The organism is Aliiroseovarius sp. YM-037, from assembly GCF_048060095.1.
GTDB lineage: Bacteria > Pseudomonadota > Alphaproteobacteria > Rhodobacterales > Rhodobacteraceae > JBLUOA01.
Map to the genome: position 1 here is coordinate 156,720 of NZ_JBLUOA010000003.1, position 17,944 is coordinate 174,663.

Genomic DNA, 17,944 nt, shown 5'->3' on the forward strand with positions numbered 1-17,944 from the left:
CTCGTTCACGCCGTTTTACCAACTGTGGCTTAAATATCAAAGGATTTGCCACACAGCACATTGAAACATTCCCAGCCGTGGGGCAAAACTGTCACCAATTGAAAAACGAACGTCCCAGGGGGCATAGCGTGATCGAGCTGCAAAACGTGGCCTATAGCTACGGCGGGGGCGAGCTTCTGACCGATATTTCATTGAATTTGGCACCGGGGTCTTTCCACTTTCTCACCGGGCCATCAGGGGCGGGCAAATCCACCTTTCTGAAGCTGTGTTATATGGAGCTTTCGGCGACATCGGGGCAGGTTCAGATCTTTGGCGCAGACACCCGTGGGATGAGCAGGGACGACGTTGCCCGTAACCGCCGCCGGATCGGCGTTGTTCATCAGGATTGCCAGTTTCTGGACCACCTTCCGCTGGCCGAAAACGTCGCGCTGCCGTTGACGGTTTCGGGCCGCGATACGACGGAGGAGGCCGAAAATCTGGGCGAATTGCTGGCTTGGGTCGGGTTGGATCATCAGGCGAAAGCGCTGCCGCCTGAGCTTTCGGGCGGTGAACGTCAACGCGCCGCCCTTGCCCGCGCGGTCATCATGGCCCCCGACGTCGTGCTGGCGGATGAACCGACGGGGAACGTCGATTGGGAAATGTCGCAGCGGTTGCTGACGCTGCTGGTCGAACTCAACCGCATGGGCAAGACGATCATGGTCGCGACCCATGACTTGCAACTGATCCGCGCGGCCAAGGCGCAGGTCAACGCGCGGGTTCTGCGGATTCAGAACCGGCAATTGCATTCCGCGGGGGCAAACCTGTGACGCGGCTGTTTCGATCCTTGAAAGCGTTGTTCGTGGGCGACAGCGGGGCGGACCGCGTGGTGCCGCCGACGGGGTTCACCGCCCGGCTGACACTGTTCGCCGCGGCTGCGATGGCGTTTCTGGCCGTGTTCGCGCTAGCCCTGACTTTTGCGACCGGGCGCATGGCGGATCGCTGGTCGGCGGAACTCGCGCGAAGTTCGACCATCAGGATTTCCGCCCCGGCAGGTCAGATGGCGGCGCAAACTGCGGCAGCGCTTGATGTGCTGCGGACGACGCCGGGTGTCGCCTCTGCCCGCGCGTTGGACGAGGCAGAGCAACGCGCGTTGCTCGAACCTTGGTTCGGCCCGGATCTGCCGATTGAAAGCCTGCCGATCCCGCAACTGATCGAAGTCGTTGAAGAGGGTGAGGGCTACGACGCTGAAGGGTTGCGGCAACGGCTGGCGGGCGAGGCACCCGGTGCGGTTCTTGACGATCACACCCGCTGGCGCGCGCCGCTGGTCAAGGCAGCGGATCGGCTGCGGCTGCTGGGCTATATCTCAACGCTGCTGATCGGGTTGACGATGGCGGCAATGATAACGCTCGCCGCGAATGCCGCACTGTCTGCGAACTTGCAGGTGATCCGGGTGCTAAGGCTTGTCGGTGCGCGGGACGTTTACATCGCGCGGGCATTCGTCCGGCGCTTTACCCTTCGGGCGCTGATGGGCGCTGCGGCGGGAACAGTCGTCGGCATGGTCGCGGTTGCTCTGCTGCCCTCAGCGCAGGCCGCGGGCGGTTTCCTGACGGGCTTGGGCTTCACAGGCTTGGGCTGGCTCTGGCCGCTCGCGATTCCGCCGCTGGCCGCTTTCGTGTCGTTCTGGGCGACACGCGCAGCCGCTTTGCGCACGCTTGGAGGAATGAAGTGATGGCCGACGCGATCCAATGGCTCCGCTCGCTCGTGTTCATCATTCAGATGTATGTCATGCTGGGGATCATCGGGTTGCTCGGGATGCCCTTCGCCATGATAAACCGGAAATACGCGTTCGTGGCGATCCGGCTTTACTGCAACTGGGTGCGCTGGACCGCGTCTTGGATGGTCGGGCTGAAATCTGAAATCCGGGGTGAGGTGCCGACAGACGGCGTGATCGTCGCAGCAAAGCATCAGTCGTTTTTTGACATCCTGCTGATCTCAAGCGCGGTGCCGCGTCTGCGGTTCATCATGAAGAAAGAATTGCGCTGGGCGCCGATCATTGGCCAATACGCGATTTGGACCGATACGATCCCAGTGGATCGCGGTAAGCGCGGGCAGGCGATCAAAAGCATGGTCCGCGCCGTCAAAACCGGAACGAAAGAGCCGAGCCAGCTTGTCATCTTTCCCCAAGGCACCCGCGTCGCGGCGGGGGCCAAGAAGCCCTATAAGATCGGCACCGCGGTTCTGTATGAGCAAACCGATCAAGCGGTCGTTCCGGCAGCGACCAATGTCGGCGTGTTCTGGCGGCGTCACGGGATCATGCGAAGGCCGGGGTTGGCGGTCGTTGAATTTCTGCCCCGGATCGAACAAGGCCTGTCGACGGAGGCGTTCATGAAGCGGGTCGAACATGATGTCGAAACCGCCTCTGACGCGCTGATGGCTGAGGCGGGATTGCAGGTGGAACACCATGAAAACGATTGAAACTGTCGAAGCGCTTGAGGCGCTGTATGGCACGCCCGGCGAGGCGTCGCTCGTCAAGGTGGCGAAGCATATGACGCTGACCTATCGTGACTGGATCATGCGCAGTCGGTTTTGCGTGCTGACAACGGTCGGGCCGGACGGGACCGACGGCTCCCCCCGCGGGGATGATGGCGCGGTGGTGCAGGAACTTGACGTGCAAACGCTGCTGCTGCCGGATTGGCGGGGCAATCAGCGGATCGACAGCCTGCGCAATATTTTGCGGGATGGGCGGGTATCGCTGATGTTTATGGTGGCGGGGTCAAATAACGTCGTTCGGGTGAATGGCGATGCAGTGCTTACGGCGGACCCCGAGATTTGCGAACGGTTCGAGCAAGCCGGCAAGCACCCGAAAACCGTCATCGTGATCCGTATCGCGGAAATCTACAGCCAATGCGCCCGCGCCCTGCTGCGCGCCCGGTTGTGGACCGACGGCGATCAGACCGAAGGCCTGCCGAGCGTCGGCGACATGTTGAAGGAAATGACCGAAGGCGCGTTTGACGGTGCCGCCTATGACGCCGAATGGCAAGGCCGCGCCAGCAAGACGATGTGGTAGTGGCTAGGCCAGACTCGGCAGCCACAGCACGATCCACGGGAACGTCACCAGCAGCGCAATCGTCATGGCGTCCGCGATAAAGAACGGCGTTACACCTTTGAACACGTCCTGAACGCTCAGATCATCGCGCACGCCCGCGACGACAAAGCAGTTGAGGCCGATGGGCGGGGTGATCAGACAGAACTCTGCCATCTTCACGACGAGAATGCCGAACCAGATCGCGCACATCGGACCGGACATGCCAAAGGCGCTGTCGGCGGCGGACACGGCCTCTCCTCCGTTCAGGGCCATGACCGCTGGGTAGACGACCGGCAATGTCAGCAGCAGCATTCCGATCGCGTCCATGAACATGCCGAGCACAGCGTAGGCCAGCAGGATCAGCACCAGCGTCAGCATCGGCGATTGTTCCAGCGACGTGATCCAATCGCTGAACGCGCCCGGTAGATCAGCGAAGCCAAGGAAGCGGACATAGATCAGAACGCCCCAGATGATCGTGAAGATCATCACCGAGAGTTTGGCGGTCTCCAGCAATGCCGATTTCAGTTCGGTCCAGCGCATTCCCCGGTAGACGGCCATGCAGAACACGACGAAGGCGCCGATGGCACCGCCCTCGGTCGGGGTGCCCCATGCGTCACCGCCGAAGGGGTTGTAGATGAAGATGATGATGATGAAGACCACGAACAGGATCGGCAGTGCAGGTGGCAGAGACACCAGCCGCTCGCGCCATGTAAAGCCCGTGACGGGCGGCCCGAACCCCTTGATGGTCAGCGCCATCCCGATGATGAGCGACGCATAAATAATCGCGGAAAACAGCCCCGGAATGAACCCGGCCAACAGCAGTTTGCCCACGTCCTGTTCAACAATAATCGCGTAGATCACGAGGATCGCCGAGGGCGGGATTAGCGAGGCGAGCGTGCCAGCTGCGGCGACGACCCCCGCCGCAAACCGCTTGTCATAGCCGACATCCAGCATCTCCGGAATCGCGATGCGGGCGAAAACGGCAGAGGTCGCGACAGACGCGCCCGACACGGCGGCGAACCCGGCGGTGGCGAAGACCGTCGATACAGCAAGCCCGCCCGGCACCCACGCGATCCAGCGCTTGGCCGCTTCGAAAAGCGCTTTGGTCAGGCCCGCGTAATAAGCGAGGTAGCCGATCAGGATAAAGGTGGGGATCAGGCTGAGCGCCTGGCTCGCCACCTTGGAATGGGGGACTTGCCCGGCGGTTTTCGCCCCGACCGACAGCGCCCACAGAAAATCATCGGGTGCGTAGCCCTTCTTTGACCAGAATATCCAGATCAGACCCACGACGCCCGCCAGCCCGGCAGCGAACGCAACGCGCATCCCAAGGACGACAAGCACCAGCAGACCCCCGGTAACGGCGAGGCCAATGTCGATGGGTTCCATCCTAGTCGCCCCCGCTATTCATCATGGCCGGTCACGGTTTCCGCCTCATGCGCGGCTTGGGTTGCGACGTCTTCGATCAGCGGCACCGCGACGGGCTGGTCAGTTCCGCTGATCAGTGCGCGTGCGTAGGCCCAGATTTGCAGGCAAAGGCGCAGGCACAGCACACCGAACGCAACGGGGGCGAGCAGTTTGGCAGGCCAAAGTGGCAGCGCGATGTCCATTGAGGAATCCCTGCTCCACCACGGAGCGCCGAAATCGAAACTCCGCATGAAATGCGCCCATGTGCCCCAAACCAGCAGGATCATCAGGATTAGGATCGCTATGGTGGTTATCAACTCCGCCAGATACAGCGCACGGCCCTTCAGCGCGCCGACCAGCATATCCATGCGAATATGGCCGCCATCGCGCTGGGTGTAGGATACACCCATGAAGGCGATCAGCGGCATCGCCTGTTCGATCCAATCGACGTAGCCCGGCAGGGGTTGCCCGGCGATGTTACGCCCGCCGACAGAGAATACAGCGAGGATCATCAGGGAAAACACCGCAAACCCGCTCAACAACGCCAACACCCGTTCGACGCGGTAAAGGCCGCGATCAAGCTGGCTGAGGCGGCTGTTATCCGTCAGGACAGAGGCGGAGCCGGCCATAGTGATCCTCCGACATGGAAATAGGAAAGGCGGGCCGTCAGAATGTGGCCCGCCTGTTTAGCAATACCGGCGATCAGCTGCCTGAGATCATACCGGTGATCATGTCGTAAAGCTCCTGCCCCGGCAGGTCTCGACCGTTCATTTCCTCAATCCACGCCTGTGCGGCGGGGGCTGCTGCGGCTTCGGTGAACCCGGCAATCGCCTCGTCAGAGAAGGTCACTTGTTCGATCCCGCGCTCTTCCAGTGCCGGGCCCCAGGCGGCCATCGTCTGGTTGTTGTAATAGTCGATGTAATGGTCGAGCGCTTCGTCGAGAGAGCTCATCAGTGCGTCACGTTCTTCGTCCGACAGGGCATTCAGCGCGTCGGTGTTGGCGACCACCGGGCAGTTGACGGTGCCGGGGTTCATGTTGGTCGTCCACCACGTTCCGGTGTCGATGGTTCCAAAGGACATATGCGCGTGGGGGGCGAAGGACACGGCCTTGACCACACCGCTGTCGAGCGCTTGGCGCACCTCGGTTGCGTCCATCGAAGTCGGCACGCCCCCAATCGCTTCCATCGCGGCGCCGATGCCGCCGGTTGCGCGCACGGCCATGCCTTCGAAATCAGCCAGTTCGGCGGGTGCGTCACCCACGCCGACGAAGTTATATTGCGGCAGCGGGGACGGCATCAGCAGTGTCGCGTTCCACCGGGCGAGGTCTTCGACAACCGCGGGGTGCTGATAAAGCGCCATCGACAATTCGCGTTCCTGCTCTAGCGTCTTAACGCCGAGGAAGGGTAATTCAAGCACCGTGATCGTTGGGTTTTTGTCGCGGTGATAGCCCGCGCAGAACTGCGCCATCTCAAACGCGCCGATGGAAATCCCGTCAAGGTTTTCGCGGTTCTTCGACAGGCCGCCATAGCTGATGTTCAGGGTGAATTCGCCGCCGGTCTTTTCGCTGACAAGCTCTGCCAGTTTTTCAACATGCTCCGTAAACGCGCGGCGTTTCCCCCAGAGAGAGACATTCCATTCTGTCGCCATAGCTTCGCCAGCGAAGGCCATCGCGATGGCCGCGACGGTCATTTTTCCCATCAGATGTTTCATGTGTGATCCTCCCAGATTCTTGATTTCCGGGTCAGGTTAGGCGGCGCGGGGGTGGCTGGCAACAGGCAGTTACGGGGAGCGGGGTGGGGCAACCGGGTGCGTGGATTCTAGCCAAGTCAATTGCTGCGACGGCGTTTGGGGTCTAGTGCGGGCAAATCACTGCTTCGGCAGATAACTGCCAACCTATCAAGCTGTCCATTTGGAAACATATGCCGAATGAATTTCGCAGGTTAGCATAAGGCATTGTACGAGTGAGAATCTGGGGGGATTCATCTTTGCCACTCCGAAGTTTTTTTGCGACCGACAGTGCGTCGATGGTTGTTACATCAAGTTCGTCGCCGGGGATCGTCGGAAACCCGATCATCAATAATTCAAGCACTCCGGACGGGACAGTATTTCTGTTTAGCGGTGGTGGCGGCGCAACGGTTGAACTGAACGATACCGGTGGCAGCTTTGACACGTTCGAAGACGATAACCCGTCGAACCACGTCATCACCGATGGCAACGGGCTTGTTGCCGATGGCACACAGGTCGAAGCGGAGTCGCTGATCCGGGTCCGTGCGCTTGACGACATGGGCAATCCGACGGGGCCGCTGATTACCCTCACGGTTTTTTCCCAAGGGGGGCTGTTCTCGGACGTTTGGGGATTTGGCAGTACGGAGTCGCTCGTCCCCGGCACCTCGTACCAAAAAATCAGTGGGTCGAACACGGGGTCATCGACCTATTCGAGCTTCGTGACCTGCTTTGGCGCGGGCACGATGATCGACACGGTCGAGGGGCCAATGCCGGTCGATGATCTTGAGATCGGTCAACACGTCCTGACGCATGGCAACGGCCCGATGCCGATCCGTTGGGTTTCGACCCGGATCGTGCCGGGACGCGGTGCGTTTGCCCCGGTTGTCTTCGCGGCCGGTGCCATTGGTAACACCGACCCGCTGACCGTATCGCAGCAGCACAGAATCTTTCTGCAATCAGGTATTGCGGAATACCTGTTCGGGCAGCCGGAAATCCTTGTTCCGGCCAAACATCTCGTCGGGATGGAGGGCGTGTCGATCGAGCCGGTCGATGAAGTCTGCTACACCCACTTCATGTTCGATTCACATCAGGTGGTGCGATCAAACGGTGCGCTGACCGAAAGCTTTTTTCTGGCGAAAACGTCGATCAGCGGCTTGGACAAGGCCGCGCATGAGGAGCTTTTGTCGATTTTCCCCTGCCTTGATACCGCACAGCGCAGTTTTGGCGCGACCGCCGCACCCACCCTGCGGGCACGCGAGGCATCGGTTTTGCGCAGCTACCTGACGTAAGTTCTCAGTTACGCCGCCAACCCCTTTGACCCGAGGTCGAGGTATTTCTTCCGCCGATCCTTGACCAGTGCGGCGGGTTTGCTCTTGGTCAGTTCGGCCAGCGTCGTTTCCAGCGCCTTGCCGACCGATTTGATCGTCGCATCGCGATTGCGCTGGGCGCCGCCCATCGGCTCCTTGATGATCGTGTCCGCGACGCCAAGTTTCTGAAGATCCTGCGCCGTCAGGCGCAGCGCCTCTGCCGCCTCGCGCATCTTCTCGGCGTCTTTCCACAGGATCGACGCGCAGCCCTCGGGCGAGATCACGGAATAGATCGAATGTTCCAGCATCAGGATGCGGTTGCCGGTGGCAAACGCCACGGCCCCGCCCGACCCGCCTTCACCGATAATCACCGAGATCAGCGGCACCTTCACCTGCAGGCATTTTTCGGTCGACCGCGCGATCGCTTCGGATTGGCCGCGTTCTTCGGCCCCCTTGCCGGGATAGGCGCCGGGCGTGTCGACGAGGGTGATGATCGGCAGGCCGAAGCGGTCCGCCATCTCCATCAGCCGGATCGCCTTGCGATAGCCTTCGGGCCGGGCCATGCCGAAATTGCGTTCGATCCGCGATTTGGTGTCGTTGCCCTTTTCATGGCCGATCACCATCACCGGGGTGTCGCCAAGCCGCGCAAGGCCACCCATCACCGCGTGGTCATCGGCAAAGTTCCGGTCTCCGGCGAGGGGTGTGTATTCGGTAAACAGCGCCTCTATATAGTCTTTGCAGTGTGGGCGATCAGGGTGCCGCGCCACCTGACATTTCCGCCACGGCGTGAGGTTCGTATAAAGCTCTTTAAGAAGGTCGTCGGCCTTCTTATCAAGCGCCTTCGCCTCGGCCTCGACGTCCATCTCTTCGTTTGCCCGTGCCATCGCGCGAAGTTCTTCCGCCTTGCCTTCGATTTCCGCCAACGGTTTTTCAAACTCAAGATAGTGGGTCATCGGCCTCTCCGTGATACGCGCGTCCGTTCCCGTATATGACGATCCGCGCCGGGCAATGCAACAAAGCAAGATTTGTGAAGTCACGTTGTGCCACATAATGATGGGAACGAAACAGGGGAGAAATATGGCCCAAAGCTACGAAGCCAGAATGATGCGGGTGTTGGATTACATCCACGCCAACCCGGCTGGCGATCTATCGCTGGATCAGCTGGCGGATGTGGCCGCGATGTCGCGGTTTCACTGGCATCGGGTGTTTCACGGCATGACGGGCGAAACCTGCGCGCAGGTTGTGCGCCGGGTCCGCTTGCATCGTGCGGCCTGTTGGCTCGTGCAGACGGACCAACCCATCGGCGAGATTGCCGAAAAGGTCGGATACCCAAACCAGCAAAGCTTTACGCGGGCGTTCCGCACTGGCTTTGGCACCTCCCCCGGTGCGTTCAGAAAGGCGGGTACTTTAGGGCCGCCGCCGCTAAACTCACTGAAAGGACCGCATACGATGTTTGACGTTGAAATCAGAAATACAGAGTCTCGCCGCCTGTTGGGGATGCCCCATTCCGGCCCGTATCTTGAGATTGGGCAGGCGTTCGAAAAACTCGCTGCTATCGCCGCGTCGCGCAACCTGTGGCCAGAGGTGCGCGGGATGGTCGGGGTTTACTACGACGATCCGAACGCGGTGGACGAAGACAAGCTGCGCTCGTTCGCAGGACTTCAAGTGACCGAAAACGTGTCGGACACCGACGGCTTGGAAGAGGTCGCGGTCGTCGGCGGTGACGCCGCTGTGCTAACCTTCACCGGTCCGTATTCCGGGTTGATGCAGGCCTATGACCACCTGTTCGGTGGCTGGCTTCCCAAGTCTGGGCGTGAACCGCGGGATGAGCCGGCTTACGAAATCTACCTGAACATGCCATCCGATACCGCGCCCGAAGACCTGAAAACCGAGATTCACCTGCCGCTGAGGTCCGCATGATCGCACTCCAAGACATTGCAAATCCGGCCATCGCCACCACCTTCGCCCGCGCCCCTGAACCGGCGCGGGCGGGGATGCTGGCGCTACGGGGGCTCATCCTGAACGTCGCGGCTGACCTGCCCGAAGCGGGCCGGGTCGAAGAAACCCTGCGCTGGGGTCAGCCGTCCTACATCACGCCCGACACGAAAGCCGGATCGACTATCCGGCTTGGGCTGCCGAAGGCCGGGGGCTTTGCACTTTACGTTCATTGCCAGACAACGCTGCTGTCAGACTTCCGAGCCCTGTTCGGTGACGATTTCCGGTATGAGGGTAACCGCGCCGTGTTGTTTGACACGCCCGACGACATCAAGCCCGACTTGCTCTCCCACCTCATCCGAAACGCGCTGACTTACCATCTGAAGTGAAGTCTGCTTCATCTTTCGTCGAATATTCCCGCCCGCTGCCCGGCAGGCGGGTTTCCCGCCGAGAGGGGGAGACTTCAACGGCTGCGTCAAGCCTACCCGCCGATCATCTCTGACTGACGCACGATAACTTCGGCCTGCTTGATCGACGCAATATCGACCAGCCGCCCCTTGTAGACGGTCGCGCCCGCGCCGTCTTTCTTGGCCTGCTCCATCGCAGCCAGGATTTCGCGGGCCTCGGTCACCTGTTCTTCTGACGGGGTGAAGACTTCGTTCGCCAGCGCGACCTGTTTCGGGTGGATTGCCCATTTTCCAACCATGCCGAGCGTTGCGCAGCGGCGGGCCTGTGCGCGGAAGCCCTCGTCGTCCGAGAAATCCCCGAACGGTCCGTCGACGGGTAGAACGCCGTGGGTGCGGCAGGCGGCCACGATGGCGGCCTGCGCCCAATGCCACGGATCGGACCAGTGCTTTTCGCCCTCGCGCAGCATGTAGTAATTTTCCTGCGTTCCACCGATCCCGGTGGTTTGCATCCCCATCGACGCGGCGAAATCGGCTGCCCCAAGGCTCATCGCTTGCATCCGGGGGGAGGCGGCGGCGATCTCTTCAACATGGGCGATACCAGCGGCGCTTTCGATGATGACCTCAAACCCGATCGGCATGCTGCGGCCCTTGGCGGTTTCAACAGCGGTGACAAGCGCGTCGACCGCGTAGATGTCGGCGGCGCAGCCGACCTTCGGGATCATGATCTGGTCGATCCGGTCGCTGGCCTGTTCCAATAGGTCAACCACGTCGCGATACCACCACGGTGTGTCGAGTCCGTTGATCCGCACGCTCAGGTGTTTTTTGCCCCAGTCGATATCGCCGATTGCCTGAATGATGTTCTTGCGGGCTTCGGACTTGTCATCGGGCGCGACGCTGTCTTCGAGGTCGAGGTTGATGACATCCGCATCGCTTCCGGCCATCTTTTCAAAGATCGCAGGGCGAGAGCCGGGGCCGAACAACTGGCAGCGGTTGGGGCGGGCAGGCGGGGTTGGCTGGATGCGGAAGCTCATATCGGGCCTCTTGGTAAGTATGTTTCGCTCAGGGTCGGATTGGGGATAGAATATTGCGCAATGCTGCGCAAGCGAGATTATATGCAGGTGCAGAATCGGCGAGTGATGTCCTTTGGCTGGCGCCTCGACTCGCGCGAAGTATGAGGGCGTTTCGGGAGATTCTTCGAACAATCTGTGATATCCTCGAATAATCTTTGAAAAATACCCGTGATCGCCGTTGAAATAGCGAAGCGCTTTCATTTGTGATAGGGCACAGTCCGGCTACAGACAGACAGGAGCACCGCCATGATTGAAACACCGTATCTTCTGTTCCTCGGCGACGCGCCGGATCAACTTGCCGCGAAGGTCGCCCAAGGCATCAAGGATTGGCGACCTGAAAACGCGGTCGGCCAGTTTCGTCTGCCGGGCTGTGGCGCGGATCTGAAACTGCAGGACATGACGCTCGCCGAAGCGAAAGAGGCGGGAGCCAAGACCCTTGTGATCGGCGTTGCGAACCGGGGCGGCGTGATTTCGGCGGCTTGGAAAGAGGTGTTGAAAGAGGCGCTGGCCCAAGGCTACGACATCGCATCGGGCTTGCATAACCTGCTGCGGGACGAAGGCGATCTGGTTGCGGCGGCGCAGATGTTTGGCGGCACGCTGCATGACGTGCGCGTGCCGACCGTCTGGTATCCGATTGCCAACGGCAAGAAGAGGACCGGCAAGCGCTGTCTGGCGATTGGCACGGATTGCTCTGTCGGCAAGATGTATACGGCGCTGGCGATGGACGCCGAGATGAAAGAGCGTGGGATGAAATCGACTTTCCGCGCCACCGGGCAGACGGGGATTCTGGTCACGGGTCACGGTGTGCCTCTGGATGCGGTGATCGCGGATTTCATGGCTGGATCGGTTGAGTATCTGACGCCCGACAATGACCCTGATCACTGGGACCATATCGAGGGGCAGGGGAGCTTGTTCCACGTCTCCTATTCCGGCGTGACGATGGCGCTGATCCACGGCGGCCAGCCCGACGCACTCGTGCTCGCGCATGAGCCGACCCGCACCCATATGCGGGGTTTGCCGGATTACGATCTGCCCACGTTGGAGACGCTGCGCGACACCGCCCTGCCACTGGCACGGATCGCGAACCCCAACGTCCAAGTTGTCGGCGTTTCGATCAACACGCAGCATCTGTCGGATGACGAGGCGACCGCCTATCTGGAGAAGGTCGAGGCGCGGATGGGGCTGCCCGCGGTCGATCCCTATCGGCACGGGGCCGGGCGATTGGTGGACGCGCTGGGCGCTTTGTGATCTGACGGGAGCCTCCGGCGGGAGTATTTTGAGCAAGATGAAGTGGGTGGCGCTTTGAAGATTGACGTGACGCGTGATGTGTTTCGGCTAGCGCAGGTGTTTACCATCAGCCGTGGGTCGCGGACCGAGGCGAAGGTGCTGACCGCGCGGGTGAGCGAGGACGGTGTCAGCGGGCGGGGCGAATGCGTGCCCTACGCACGCTATGACGAGACGCTTGAAAGTGTGACAGCCGAGATCGAGGGGCTGCCTGAGAATCTCGACCGGATGGCGTTGCAGGAGTTGTTGCCAGCCGGTGCTGCGCGGAATGCAGTGGATTGCGCCTTGTGGGACCTGAAGGCGAAGCAGGCCGGACAGCGCGCTTGGCAGCTTGCCGGGTTGGCATCTCCGGGGCCAGAGGTGACAGCTTATACGCTGTCATTAGATACGTCGGACGCGATGCGCGACCAGGCGGCGAAGCACGCGCATCGGCCATTGTTGAAGATCAAGCTTGGCACGGCGGATGATATGCTGCGGCTGGAGGCGGTTCGGGCCGGGGCGCCGAAATCGCGGATCATCGTCGATGCAAACGAGGGCTGGACGGCGGAAATCTATGCCGACCTCGCGCCGCATCTGCTGCGTCTTGGGGTGCAATTGGTCGAACAGCCTTTGCCCGCAGGCGCGGACGATATGCTCGGCGAAATCGACCGCCCGCTGCCGGTCTGTGCCGACGAAAGCTGTCACGACCGGGCGAGCCTTCCGGCGCTCAAGGGCAAGTATGACGTGGTGAACATCAAGCTCGACAAAACCGGGGGGCTAACCGAAGCACTTGCCCTGCGCGACGCGGCGCGGGCCGAGGGGTATGAGATTATGGTCGGTTGCATGGTCGGATCATCGCTCGCGATGGCGCCGGCGGTGTTGCTGGCGCAAGGGGCGATGGTGACAGACCTTGACGGGCCGCTTCTGTTGGCCGAAGACCGCGACAACGCATTGCAATTCGACGCTGCCGGGGTGCACCCCCCATCAGCAGACCTATGGGGATAAAACCATGAGCCGCACCGTCTACGTCAACGGAGAATACCTGCCGGAAGAGGATGCCAAAATCTCGGTCTTTGACCGGGGGTTTCTGATGGCCGATGGGGTTTATGAGGTGACGAGCGTGCTCGACGGCAAGCTGATCGACTTTGCGGGCCATGCGAAGCGGCTGCAGCGGTCACTGGATGAGCTTGAGATGGCAGCGCCCTGCACGGCGGATGAGCTGCTGGAGATTCACCGGCAATTGGTGCGGGTGAATGAGGTCGAAGATGGGCTGATTTACCTGCAGGTGACACGGGGCGCGGCAGATCGCGACTTTGCCTATCCAGAGGATGCTGAACCGTCGCTCGTGCTGTTCACGCAGGCAAAGCCCGGCCTTGCGGACAATCCTGTTGCGAAAAAGGGGATCAAGGTGATCTCAATCGACGATATCCGCTGGGGCCGCCGGGACATCAAGACGGTGCAGTTGCTTTACCCGTCGATGGCAAAGATGGCGGCGAAGAAGGCCGGTGTGGACGATGCTTGGTTGGTCGAGGATGGCGTTGTGACCGAGGGCACGTCGAATAACGCCTATATTGTGAAGGACGGGCGGATCATCACGCGGCAATTGTCAAATGACATCCTGCACGGGATCACCCGCGCCGCCGTGCTGCGCTTTGCCGCAGAAGCGCAGATGAAGGTAGAGGAGCGCGCCTTTACCATTGCCGAGGCGCAGGATGCGGATGAAGCGTTTATCACCTCAGCCTCCTCCTTCGTCATGCCGGTGGTTGAGATTGACGGGGCGGCCTTGGGCGCCGGCACGCCGGGGCCGGTCGCGACGCGGCTGCGCGACATCTATCTTGACGAGATGCGCAAGGCGGCCGTTTGACGACCTAGCCTCGCCGTTCTCCCTGGTGGAACCGTTTACGGTTTCGCGCGTTGGGCACCGATTCACAGAATTGGGGCTGAAACGGAATGACAGAAGACTCTGGCGCGATTGCCGAGCCGCAACAGAATATTGATGCGGTGGCGAACACGGCCAGAGAGCTGACGCTGATCCGACGAAGCCTGCTTGGCATTCTGTTCCTGCTTCTGACGATTGCGGCCTATTTCGCCAAGGATGTGATCCTGCCAATCATTTTGGGTGTGCTGATTGCGTTGACCCTAAGTCCGGTCGTGCGCGGGCTGGCACGCCTGAACATTCCGCCGCCGCTGACGGCGCTCGCGTTGATCCTGACGATGGGTGGGATAGTTGGCGGCGGTGCTTACGTCGCGAGCGGCCCCGTCACCGGGTGGATCGAAGACGCCCCGCGGCTTGGCGCGGAAGTGCGCACGAAACTACGGGAACTCAGCACGTCCGTCGAGGCGGTGCAGGAAGCGTCAGAGCAAGTCGAGCAGATTGCCGAAGACAATAGTGACCCGACGGTGCAGCGAGTGGCGATCGAAACGCCCGGCTTCCTGAGCGCCGCGATGACCAACGCGGCGACGGTGCTGACGACAGCGGCGATCACGCTTGTTCTGTCGTTCTTCCTGTTGGCATCGGGCGATCTTTTCTACATCAAACTGATCGAGTCCTTCCCGAAATTCGGGGACAAGAAACGCGCCTTGCAGATCGTCTATGGTATCGAAGGCAGCGTATCGCGCTATCTGCTGACAGTGACGCTGATTAATGCAGGGCTGGGGCTGTCGATCGCGGTGTTGCTGTCCCTGATCGGGATGCCGCAGCCTATCGTCTGGGGGATCGTCGCGTTTCTGTTCAACTTCCTGCCCTATATCGGCGCTTTGGTAGGCACCGCGTTGGTTGCGGCGGTGGCAATCATCACCTTTGACAGCTTGCCTTACGCATTGCTCGCGCCGCTGATCTATCTGACCTGCACAAGCATCGAAGGGCAGATCGTGACGCCGGTGATCCTTGGCCGAAGGCTGGAGTTGAATACGGTATCGGTATTCGTCACGGTCGTTTTCTGGGCGTGGCTTTGGGGTGTTGCCGGCGCCCTGATGGCGGTTCCGTTCCTGGTTTGCGTCAAGGTCGTGTGTGACCGGGTGGAGGGTCTGCAAACGCTTGGCAACTTCCTGGCCGCCGCCGAGGGTCGCGCGCGGCTGGATCCGTTGCGCGATGCGCCCGTTGACGGTGCTTAACCGTGTGACGTCTTGAACGCTTCCTTCTGCGCGTCCGTTGCCTCGGTAATATATTTCGATTTCCACTCCGCATAGGGCATACCGTAGAACGCCTCGCGGGCATCTTCCTGCGACATTTCGATGCCGCGCTCACCGGCGGCTTCTTGATACCAGCGGGACAGGCAGTTGCGGCAGAACCCGGCGAGGTTCATCATGTCGATATTCTGCACATCGGTCCGTTCGGCCAGATGGTCGCGCAGGCGACGGAAGGCGGCGGCTTCGAGTTCGGTTTGCGTTTGTTTATCCATGAGAAAGCCCTTGGGTCAGAGGTTTGTGGCGATCAGCGTTTCGCTGAGGATCGGAGCGAGCCTGTCGGCCCACGCGACCTGTTGCGCATCGGTGCGGATCAGGTCGTTGCGGATTTCGATCAGCACGTTGGGATGCCCGTGCTGGATCGCGTGGCGGTCTATGGAATCGCCGGGCAGGTGGCCGCCATAAGGCTCGTTCGCGCCGACGCAGAGGTCGCTTTCATGCCGCAGACGGTCAAGCAGTGGCAGCGCCAGCCTAGTGTCGTCCGCGTAAAGCAGGCCGACATGCCACGGCCGCTCTGGCCGGCCGTTCAGCCGGGGCGTGAAGCTGTGGATCGACACGATGACCGGCGCGGTACGGGTGGCGATCAGGTTGGTTAACCCCTCGTGATAAGGCCGGTAATAGGCGTTGAGACGGCGTTCCTTCTCGGCCTCATCGGCGTAGCGGTTTGCCGGGATGATCGTGCCATCGTAAAGCCGCATCAAAAGGGTCGGATCGTCCTCACCCCGGTTCGGGTCGATCACGAGGCGCGAGAAGTTCGACAGGATCGCCGGGCTGTTCAGCCGCTCGGCCAATGCCCAGGTGACGCCTGCCGCCCCGACGTCATAGGCGATGTGGCGGTCCATATCTTCGGCCGGCAGGCCAAGGTCGCCGCCGCCAACTTCGACCGGGACGGTGTTCGTCGCGTGGTCGCAGGTGACAACCCAGCGGCCCGGACGATCTTGCCCGGAAATATGGAACGGATGGTAAGTCGCTGGCTGGTGATATGTCATCTGAATGTCATTGTAATCGGTCATGTCCACACTGCTCAGAGGCGTCAAAAAGCGCCAGTTGTCACCAGAATGGAATTGCGTCATACATGGCCCCGGCCCACCAGACAAGTTGAACCACATGAGGAACGAGGCAGTATGAGACGCCTTCGCAATGTAAAGATAGTGGCCACTCTGGGGCCCGCTTCCAATGACTACGAGACCATCCACGCGCTGTCAGAGGCCGGTGCAGACGTCTTTCGTCTGAACATGAGCCACGGCGACCACGAAGAGATTCGCGCGCGCCATTCAATCATCCGTCAGATCGAAAAGGACCGGGGCCACCCGATCGCCATTCTCGCTGACCTGCAGGGGCCAAAACTGCGCTGTGGCGTCTTTGCAAATGGTGAGGAGGAGCTTGAAGAGGGCGCCGCGTTCCGGCTGGACCTCGACAAGGCTGAGGGCGATGCCAGCCGCGTCTGCCTGCCCCACAAAGAGATTTTCGCAGCGCTTGAGCCGGGATCGACCCTGCTGGTCAACGACGGAAAGATCCGGCTGCGTGTGAACGAATGCGGCGCGGATTTCGCCGATTGCACAGTCGAAGTCGGTGGCACGATTTCCAACCGCAAAGGCGTGAACGTGCCCGACGTGGTCCTGCCCCTTGCCGCGCTGTCGGAAAAAGACCGCAAAGACCTCGAATTCGTGTGCCAGCTTGGCGTTGACTGGCTGGCGCTGTCCTTCGTGCAGCGTGCCGCAGACGTCGAAGAGGCGCGCGAACTTGCGAAGGGCCGCGCCGCGATCCTGTCGAAGATCGAAAAACCGTCAGCGGTGGCGAGCTTTGCGGAAATCCTCGAAGCGTCGGACGGCATCATGGTCGCCCGTGGCGACCTTGGTGTGGAACTCCCGGTTCAGAACGTGCCGCCAATCCAGAAGCGGTTGATCCGGGCATGCCGGACCGCTGCGAAACCGGTGATCGTCGCGACGCAGATGCTGGAAAGCATGATCGAAAGCCCGGTGCCGACCCGCGCCGAGGTGTCGGATGTTGCGACCGCGATCTACGAAGGCACCGACGCGATCATGCTGTCGGCGGAATCAGCAGCCGGCAGTTATCCGATCGAAGCGGTTACGACGATGAATAACGTGGCGATTGAGGTTGAAAACGATACGACCTACCGCGAAGTGATTGAAGCGAGCCGCCGGGTCGAACGTAACAGCGTCGCCGATGGCATCGTCGTTGCGGCACGGGAAATCGCGGAAACCGCCGACATCAAGGCGATCTGCTGCTTTACCCAATCCGGCACGACGGCGCTGCTTGTCGCGCGGGAACGGCCGCAGGTTCCGATCCTCGCGCTGACGCCGTTGACCGGCACGGCCCGGCGTTTGTGCCTTAGCTGGGGGACGAACTGCGTGGTGACGGGAACGGTGGACCGATTTAAGGCCGCCGTTGTCAGCGCCGCGCGCGCCGCCCGGTCCGAAGGCTACGCCAGCGAGCAGGATCAGATCGTCGTTACCGCCGGTGTGCCGTTCAACATTCCGGGCACAACCAACATCTTACGTGTCGCACCCTGCGAAGAAAGATTGCTTTACGCCGCCGATCCCGAGTAATTTCGCACCGAGA

Annotated in this window: 19 protein-coding genes; 12 read left to right on the forward strand and 7 right to left on the reverse strand. The window is 61.1% G+C overall.

The window, feature by feature from the left end:
- The first annotated feature begins 128 nt into the window (after positions 1-128).
- Genes ACEWPJ_RS13970 through ACEWPJ_RS13985 form a run of 4 tightly spaced genes read left to right on the forward strand, consistent with a single transcriptional unit; the run spans position 129 to position 3,046 of the window.
- Positions 129-806, forward strand: coding sequence for a cell division ATP-binding protein FtsE (locus ACEWPJ_RS13970; RefSeq protein WP_416513721.1), 678 nt, complete (start codon positions 129-131; stop codon positions 804-806).
- Entirely contained in the window at positions 803-1,708 is a 906-nt protein-coding gene (locus tag ACEWPJ_RS13975; RefSeq protein ID WP_416513722.1) for a cell division protein FtsX, read from the forward strand. Before ACEWPJ_RS13970 ends, ACEWPJ_RS13975 begins: the two co-directional genes overlap by 4 nt.
- Positions 1,708-2,454: a lysophospholipid acyltransferase family protein gene (locus ACEWPJ_RS13980; protein ID WP_416513723.1), complete on the forward strand. Its 747-nt coding sequence runs from the start codon at positions 1,708-1,710 to the stop codon at positions 2,452-2,454. Before ACEWPJ_RS13975 ends, ACEWPJ_RS13980 begins: the two co-directional genes overlap by 1 nt.
- On the forward strand, positions 2,441-3,046 hold the full coding sequence (locus ACEWPJ_RS13985) for a pyridoxamine 5'-phosphate oxidase family protein (protein ID WP_416513724.1): 606 nt from the start codon (positions 2,441-2,443) through the stop codon (positions 3,044-3,046). The genes ACEWPJ_RS13980 and ACEWPJ_RS13985 overlap by 14 nt, the downstream gene beginning before the upstream one ends.
- 3 nt (positions 3,047-3,049) lie before the next feature.
- Here ACEWPJ_RS13985 and ACEWPJ_RS13990 read toward each other — a convergent pair whose 3' ends face one another.
- From ACEWPJ_RS13990 to dctP, 3 genes are all read right to left on the reverse strand, one after another.
- A complete protein-coding gene (locus tag ACEWPJ_RS13990; RefSeq protein ID WP_416513725.1) occupies positions 3,050-4,450 on the reverse strand; it encodes a TRAP transporter large permease in 1,401 nt (466 codons plus the stop codon).
- Between the two features lie 14 nt (positions 4,451-4,464).
- On the reverse strand, positions 4,465-5,097 hold the full coding sequence (locus ACEWPJ_RS13995) for a TRAP transporter small permease subunit (protein WP_416513726.1): 633 nt from the start codon (positions 5,095-5,097) through the stop codon (positions 4,465-4,467).
- Positions 5,098-5,170: 73 nt separating this feature from the next.
- Positions 5,171-6,178: a TRAP transporter substrate-binding protein DctP gene (dctP, locus tag ACEWPJ_RS14000; RefSeq protein WP_416513727.1), complete on the reverse strand. Its 1,008-nt coding sequence runs from the start codon at positions 6,176-6,178 to the stop codon at positions 5,171-5,173.
- Between the two features lie 314 nt (positions 6,179-6,492).
- On the opposite strand from dctP, the gene ACEWPJ_RS14005 reads away from it, so the two are divergent.
- Positions 6,493-7,482: a Hint domain-containing protein gene (locus ACEWPJ_RS14005; protein ID WP_416513728.1), complete on the forward strand. Its 990-nt coding sequence runs from the start codon at positions 6,493-6,495 to the stop codon at positions 7,480-7,482.
- 8 nt (positions 7,483-7,490) lie between these two features.
- Here ACEWPJ_RS14005 and ACEWPJ_RS14010 read toward each other — a convergent pair whose 3' ends face one another.
- Entirely contained in the window at positions 7,491-8,453 is a 963-nt protein-coding gene (locus ACEWPJ_RS14010) for an acetyl-CoA carboxylase carboxyltransferase subunit alpha (protein ID WP_416513729.1), read from the reverse strand.
- Between the two features lie 124 nt (positions 8,454-8,577).
- Between ACEWPJ_RS14010 and ACEWPJ_RS14015 the strand changes: the two genes are divergently transcribed.
- Together ACEWPJ_RS14015 and ACEWPJ_RS14020 are read left to right on the forward strand one after the other, a co-directional pair.
- A complete protein-coding gene (locus ACEWPJ_RS14015) occupies positions 8,578-9,420 on the forward strand; it encodes an AraC family transcriptional regulator (protein ID WP_416513730.1) in 843 nt (280 codons plus the stop codon).
- Positions 9,417-9,824, forward strand: coding sequence for a DUF1801 domain-containing protein (locus ACEWPJ_RS14020; RefSeq protein WP_416513731.1), 408 nt, complete (start codon positions 9,417-9,419; stop codon positions 9,822-9,824). Before ACEWPJ_RS14015 ends, ACEWPJ_RS14020 begins: the two co-directional genes overlap by 4 nt.
- Positions 9,825-9,916: 92 nt before the next feature.
- On the opposite strand, the gene ACEWPJ_RS14025 is transcribed toward ACEWPJ_RS14020, so the two are convergent.
- Entirely contained in the window at positions 9,917-10,873 is a 957-nt protein-coding gene (locus ACEWPJ_RS14025; protein ID WP_416513732.1) for an L-malyl-CoA/beta-methylmalyl-CoA lyase, read from the reverse strand.
- Between the two features lie 285 nt (positions 10,874-11,158).
- Between ACEWPJ_RS14025 and dgcN the strand changes: the two genes are divergently transcribed.
- The 4 genes from dgcN (at position 11,159) to ACEWPJ_RS14045 (ending at position 15,289) form a co-directional block, all read left to right on the forward strand.
- Entirely contained in the window at positions 11,159-12,160 is a 1,002-nt protein-coding gene (gene dgcN, locus ACEWPJ_RS14030; RefSeq protein ID WP_416513733.1) for an N-acetyltransferase DgcN, read from the forward strand.
- A gap of 54 nt (positions 12,161-12,214) precedes the next feature.
- On the forward strand, positions 12,215-13,180 hold the full coding sequence (gene dgcA, locus ACEWPJ_RS14035) for an N-acetyl-D-Glu racemase DgcA (RefSeq protein WP_416513734.1): 966 nt from the start codon (positions 12,215-12,217) through the stop codon (positions 13,178-13,180).
- Positions 13,181-13,184: 4 nt separating this feature from the next.
- Positions 13,185-14,039, forward strand: coding sequence for a D-amino-acid transaminase (locus ACEWPJ_RS14040; protein WP_416513735.1), 855 nt, complete (start codon positions 13,185-13,187; stop codon positions 14,037-14,039).
- 86 nt (positions 14,040-14,125) lie between these two features.
- A complete protein-coding gene (locus tag ACEWPJ_RS14045) occupies positions 14,126-15,289 on the forward strand; it encodes an AI-2E family transporter (RefSeq protein ID WP_416513736.1) in 1,164 nt (387 codons plus the stop codon).
- On the opposite strand, the gene ACEWPJ_RS14050 is transcribed toward ACEWPJ_RS14045, so the two are convergent.
- Positions 15,286-15,576: a DUF1244 domain-containing protein gene (locus ACEWPJ_RS14050; RefSeq protein ID WP_416513737.1), complete on the reverse strand. Its 291-nt coding sequence runs from the start codon at positions 15,574-15,576 to the stop codon at positions 15,286-15,288. The genes ACEWPJ_RS14045 and ACEWPJ_RS14050 overlap by 4 nt on opposite strands.
- Positions 15,577-15,591: 15 nt before the next feature.
- Positions 15,592-16,374: an N-formylglutamate amidohydrolase gene (locus tag ACEWPJ_RS14055; protein WP_416513738.1), complete on the reverse strand. Its 783-nt coding sequence runs from the start codon at positions 16,372-16,374 to the stop codon at positions 15,592-15,594.
- A 111-nt stretch (positions 16,375-16,485) separates the two neighbouring features.
- Between ACEWPJ_RS14055 and pyk the strand changes: the two genes are divergently transcribed.
- On the forward strand, positions 16,486-17,931 hold the full coding sequence (gene pyk, locus ACEWPJ_RS14060) for a pyruvate kinase (protein ID WP_416513739.1): 1,446 nt from the start codon (positions 16,486-16,488) through the stop codon (positions 17,929-17,931).
- The last annotated feature ends 13 nt before the right edge of the window (positions 17,932-17,944 follow it).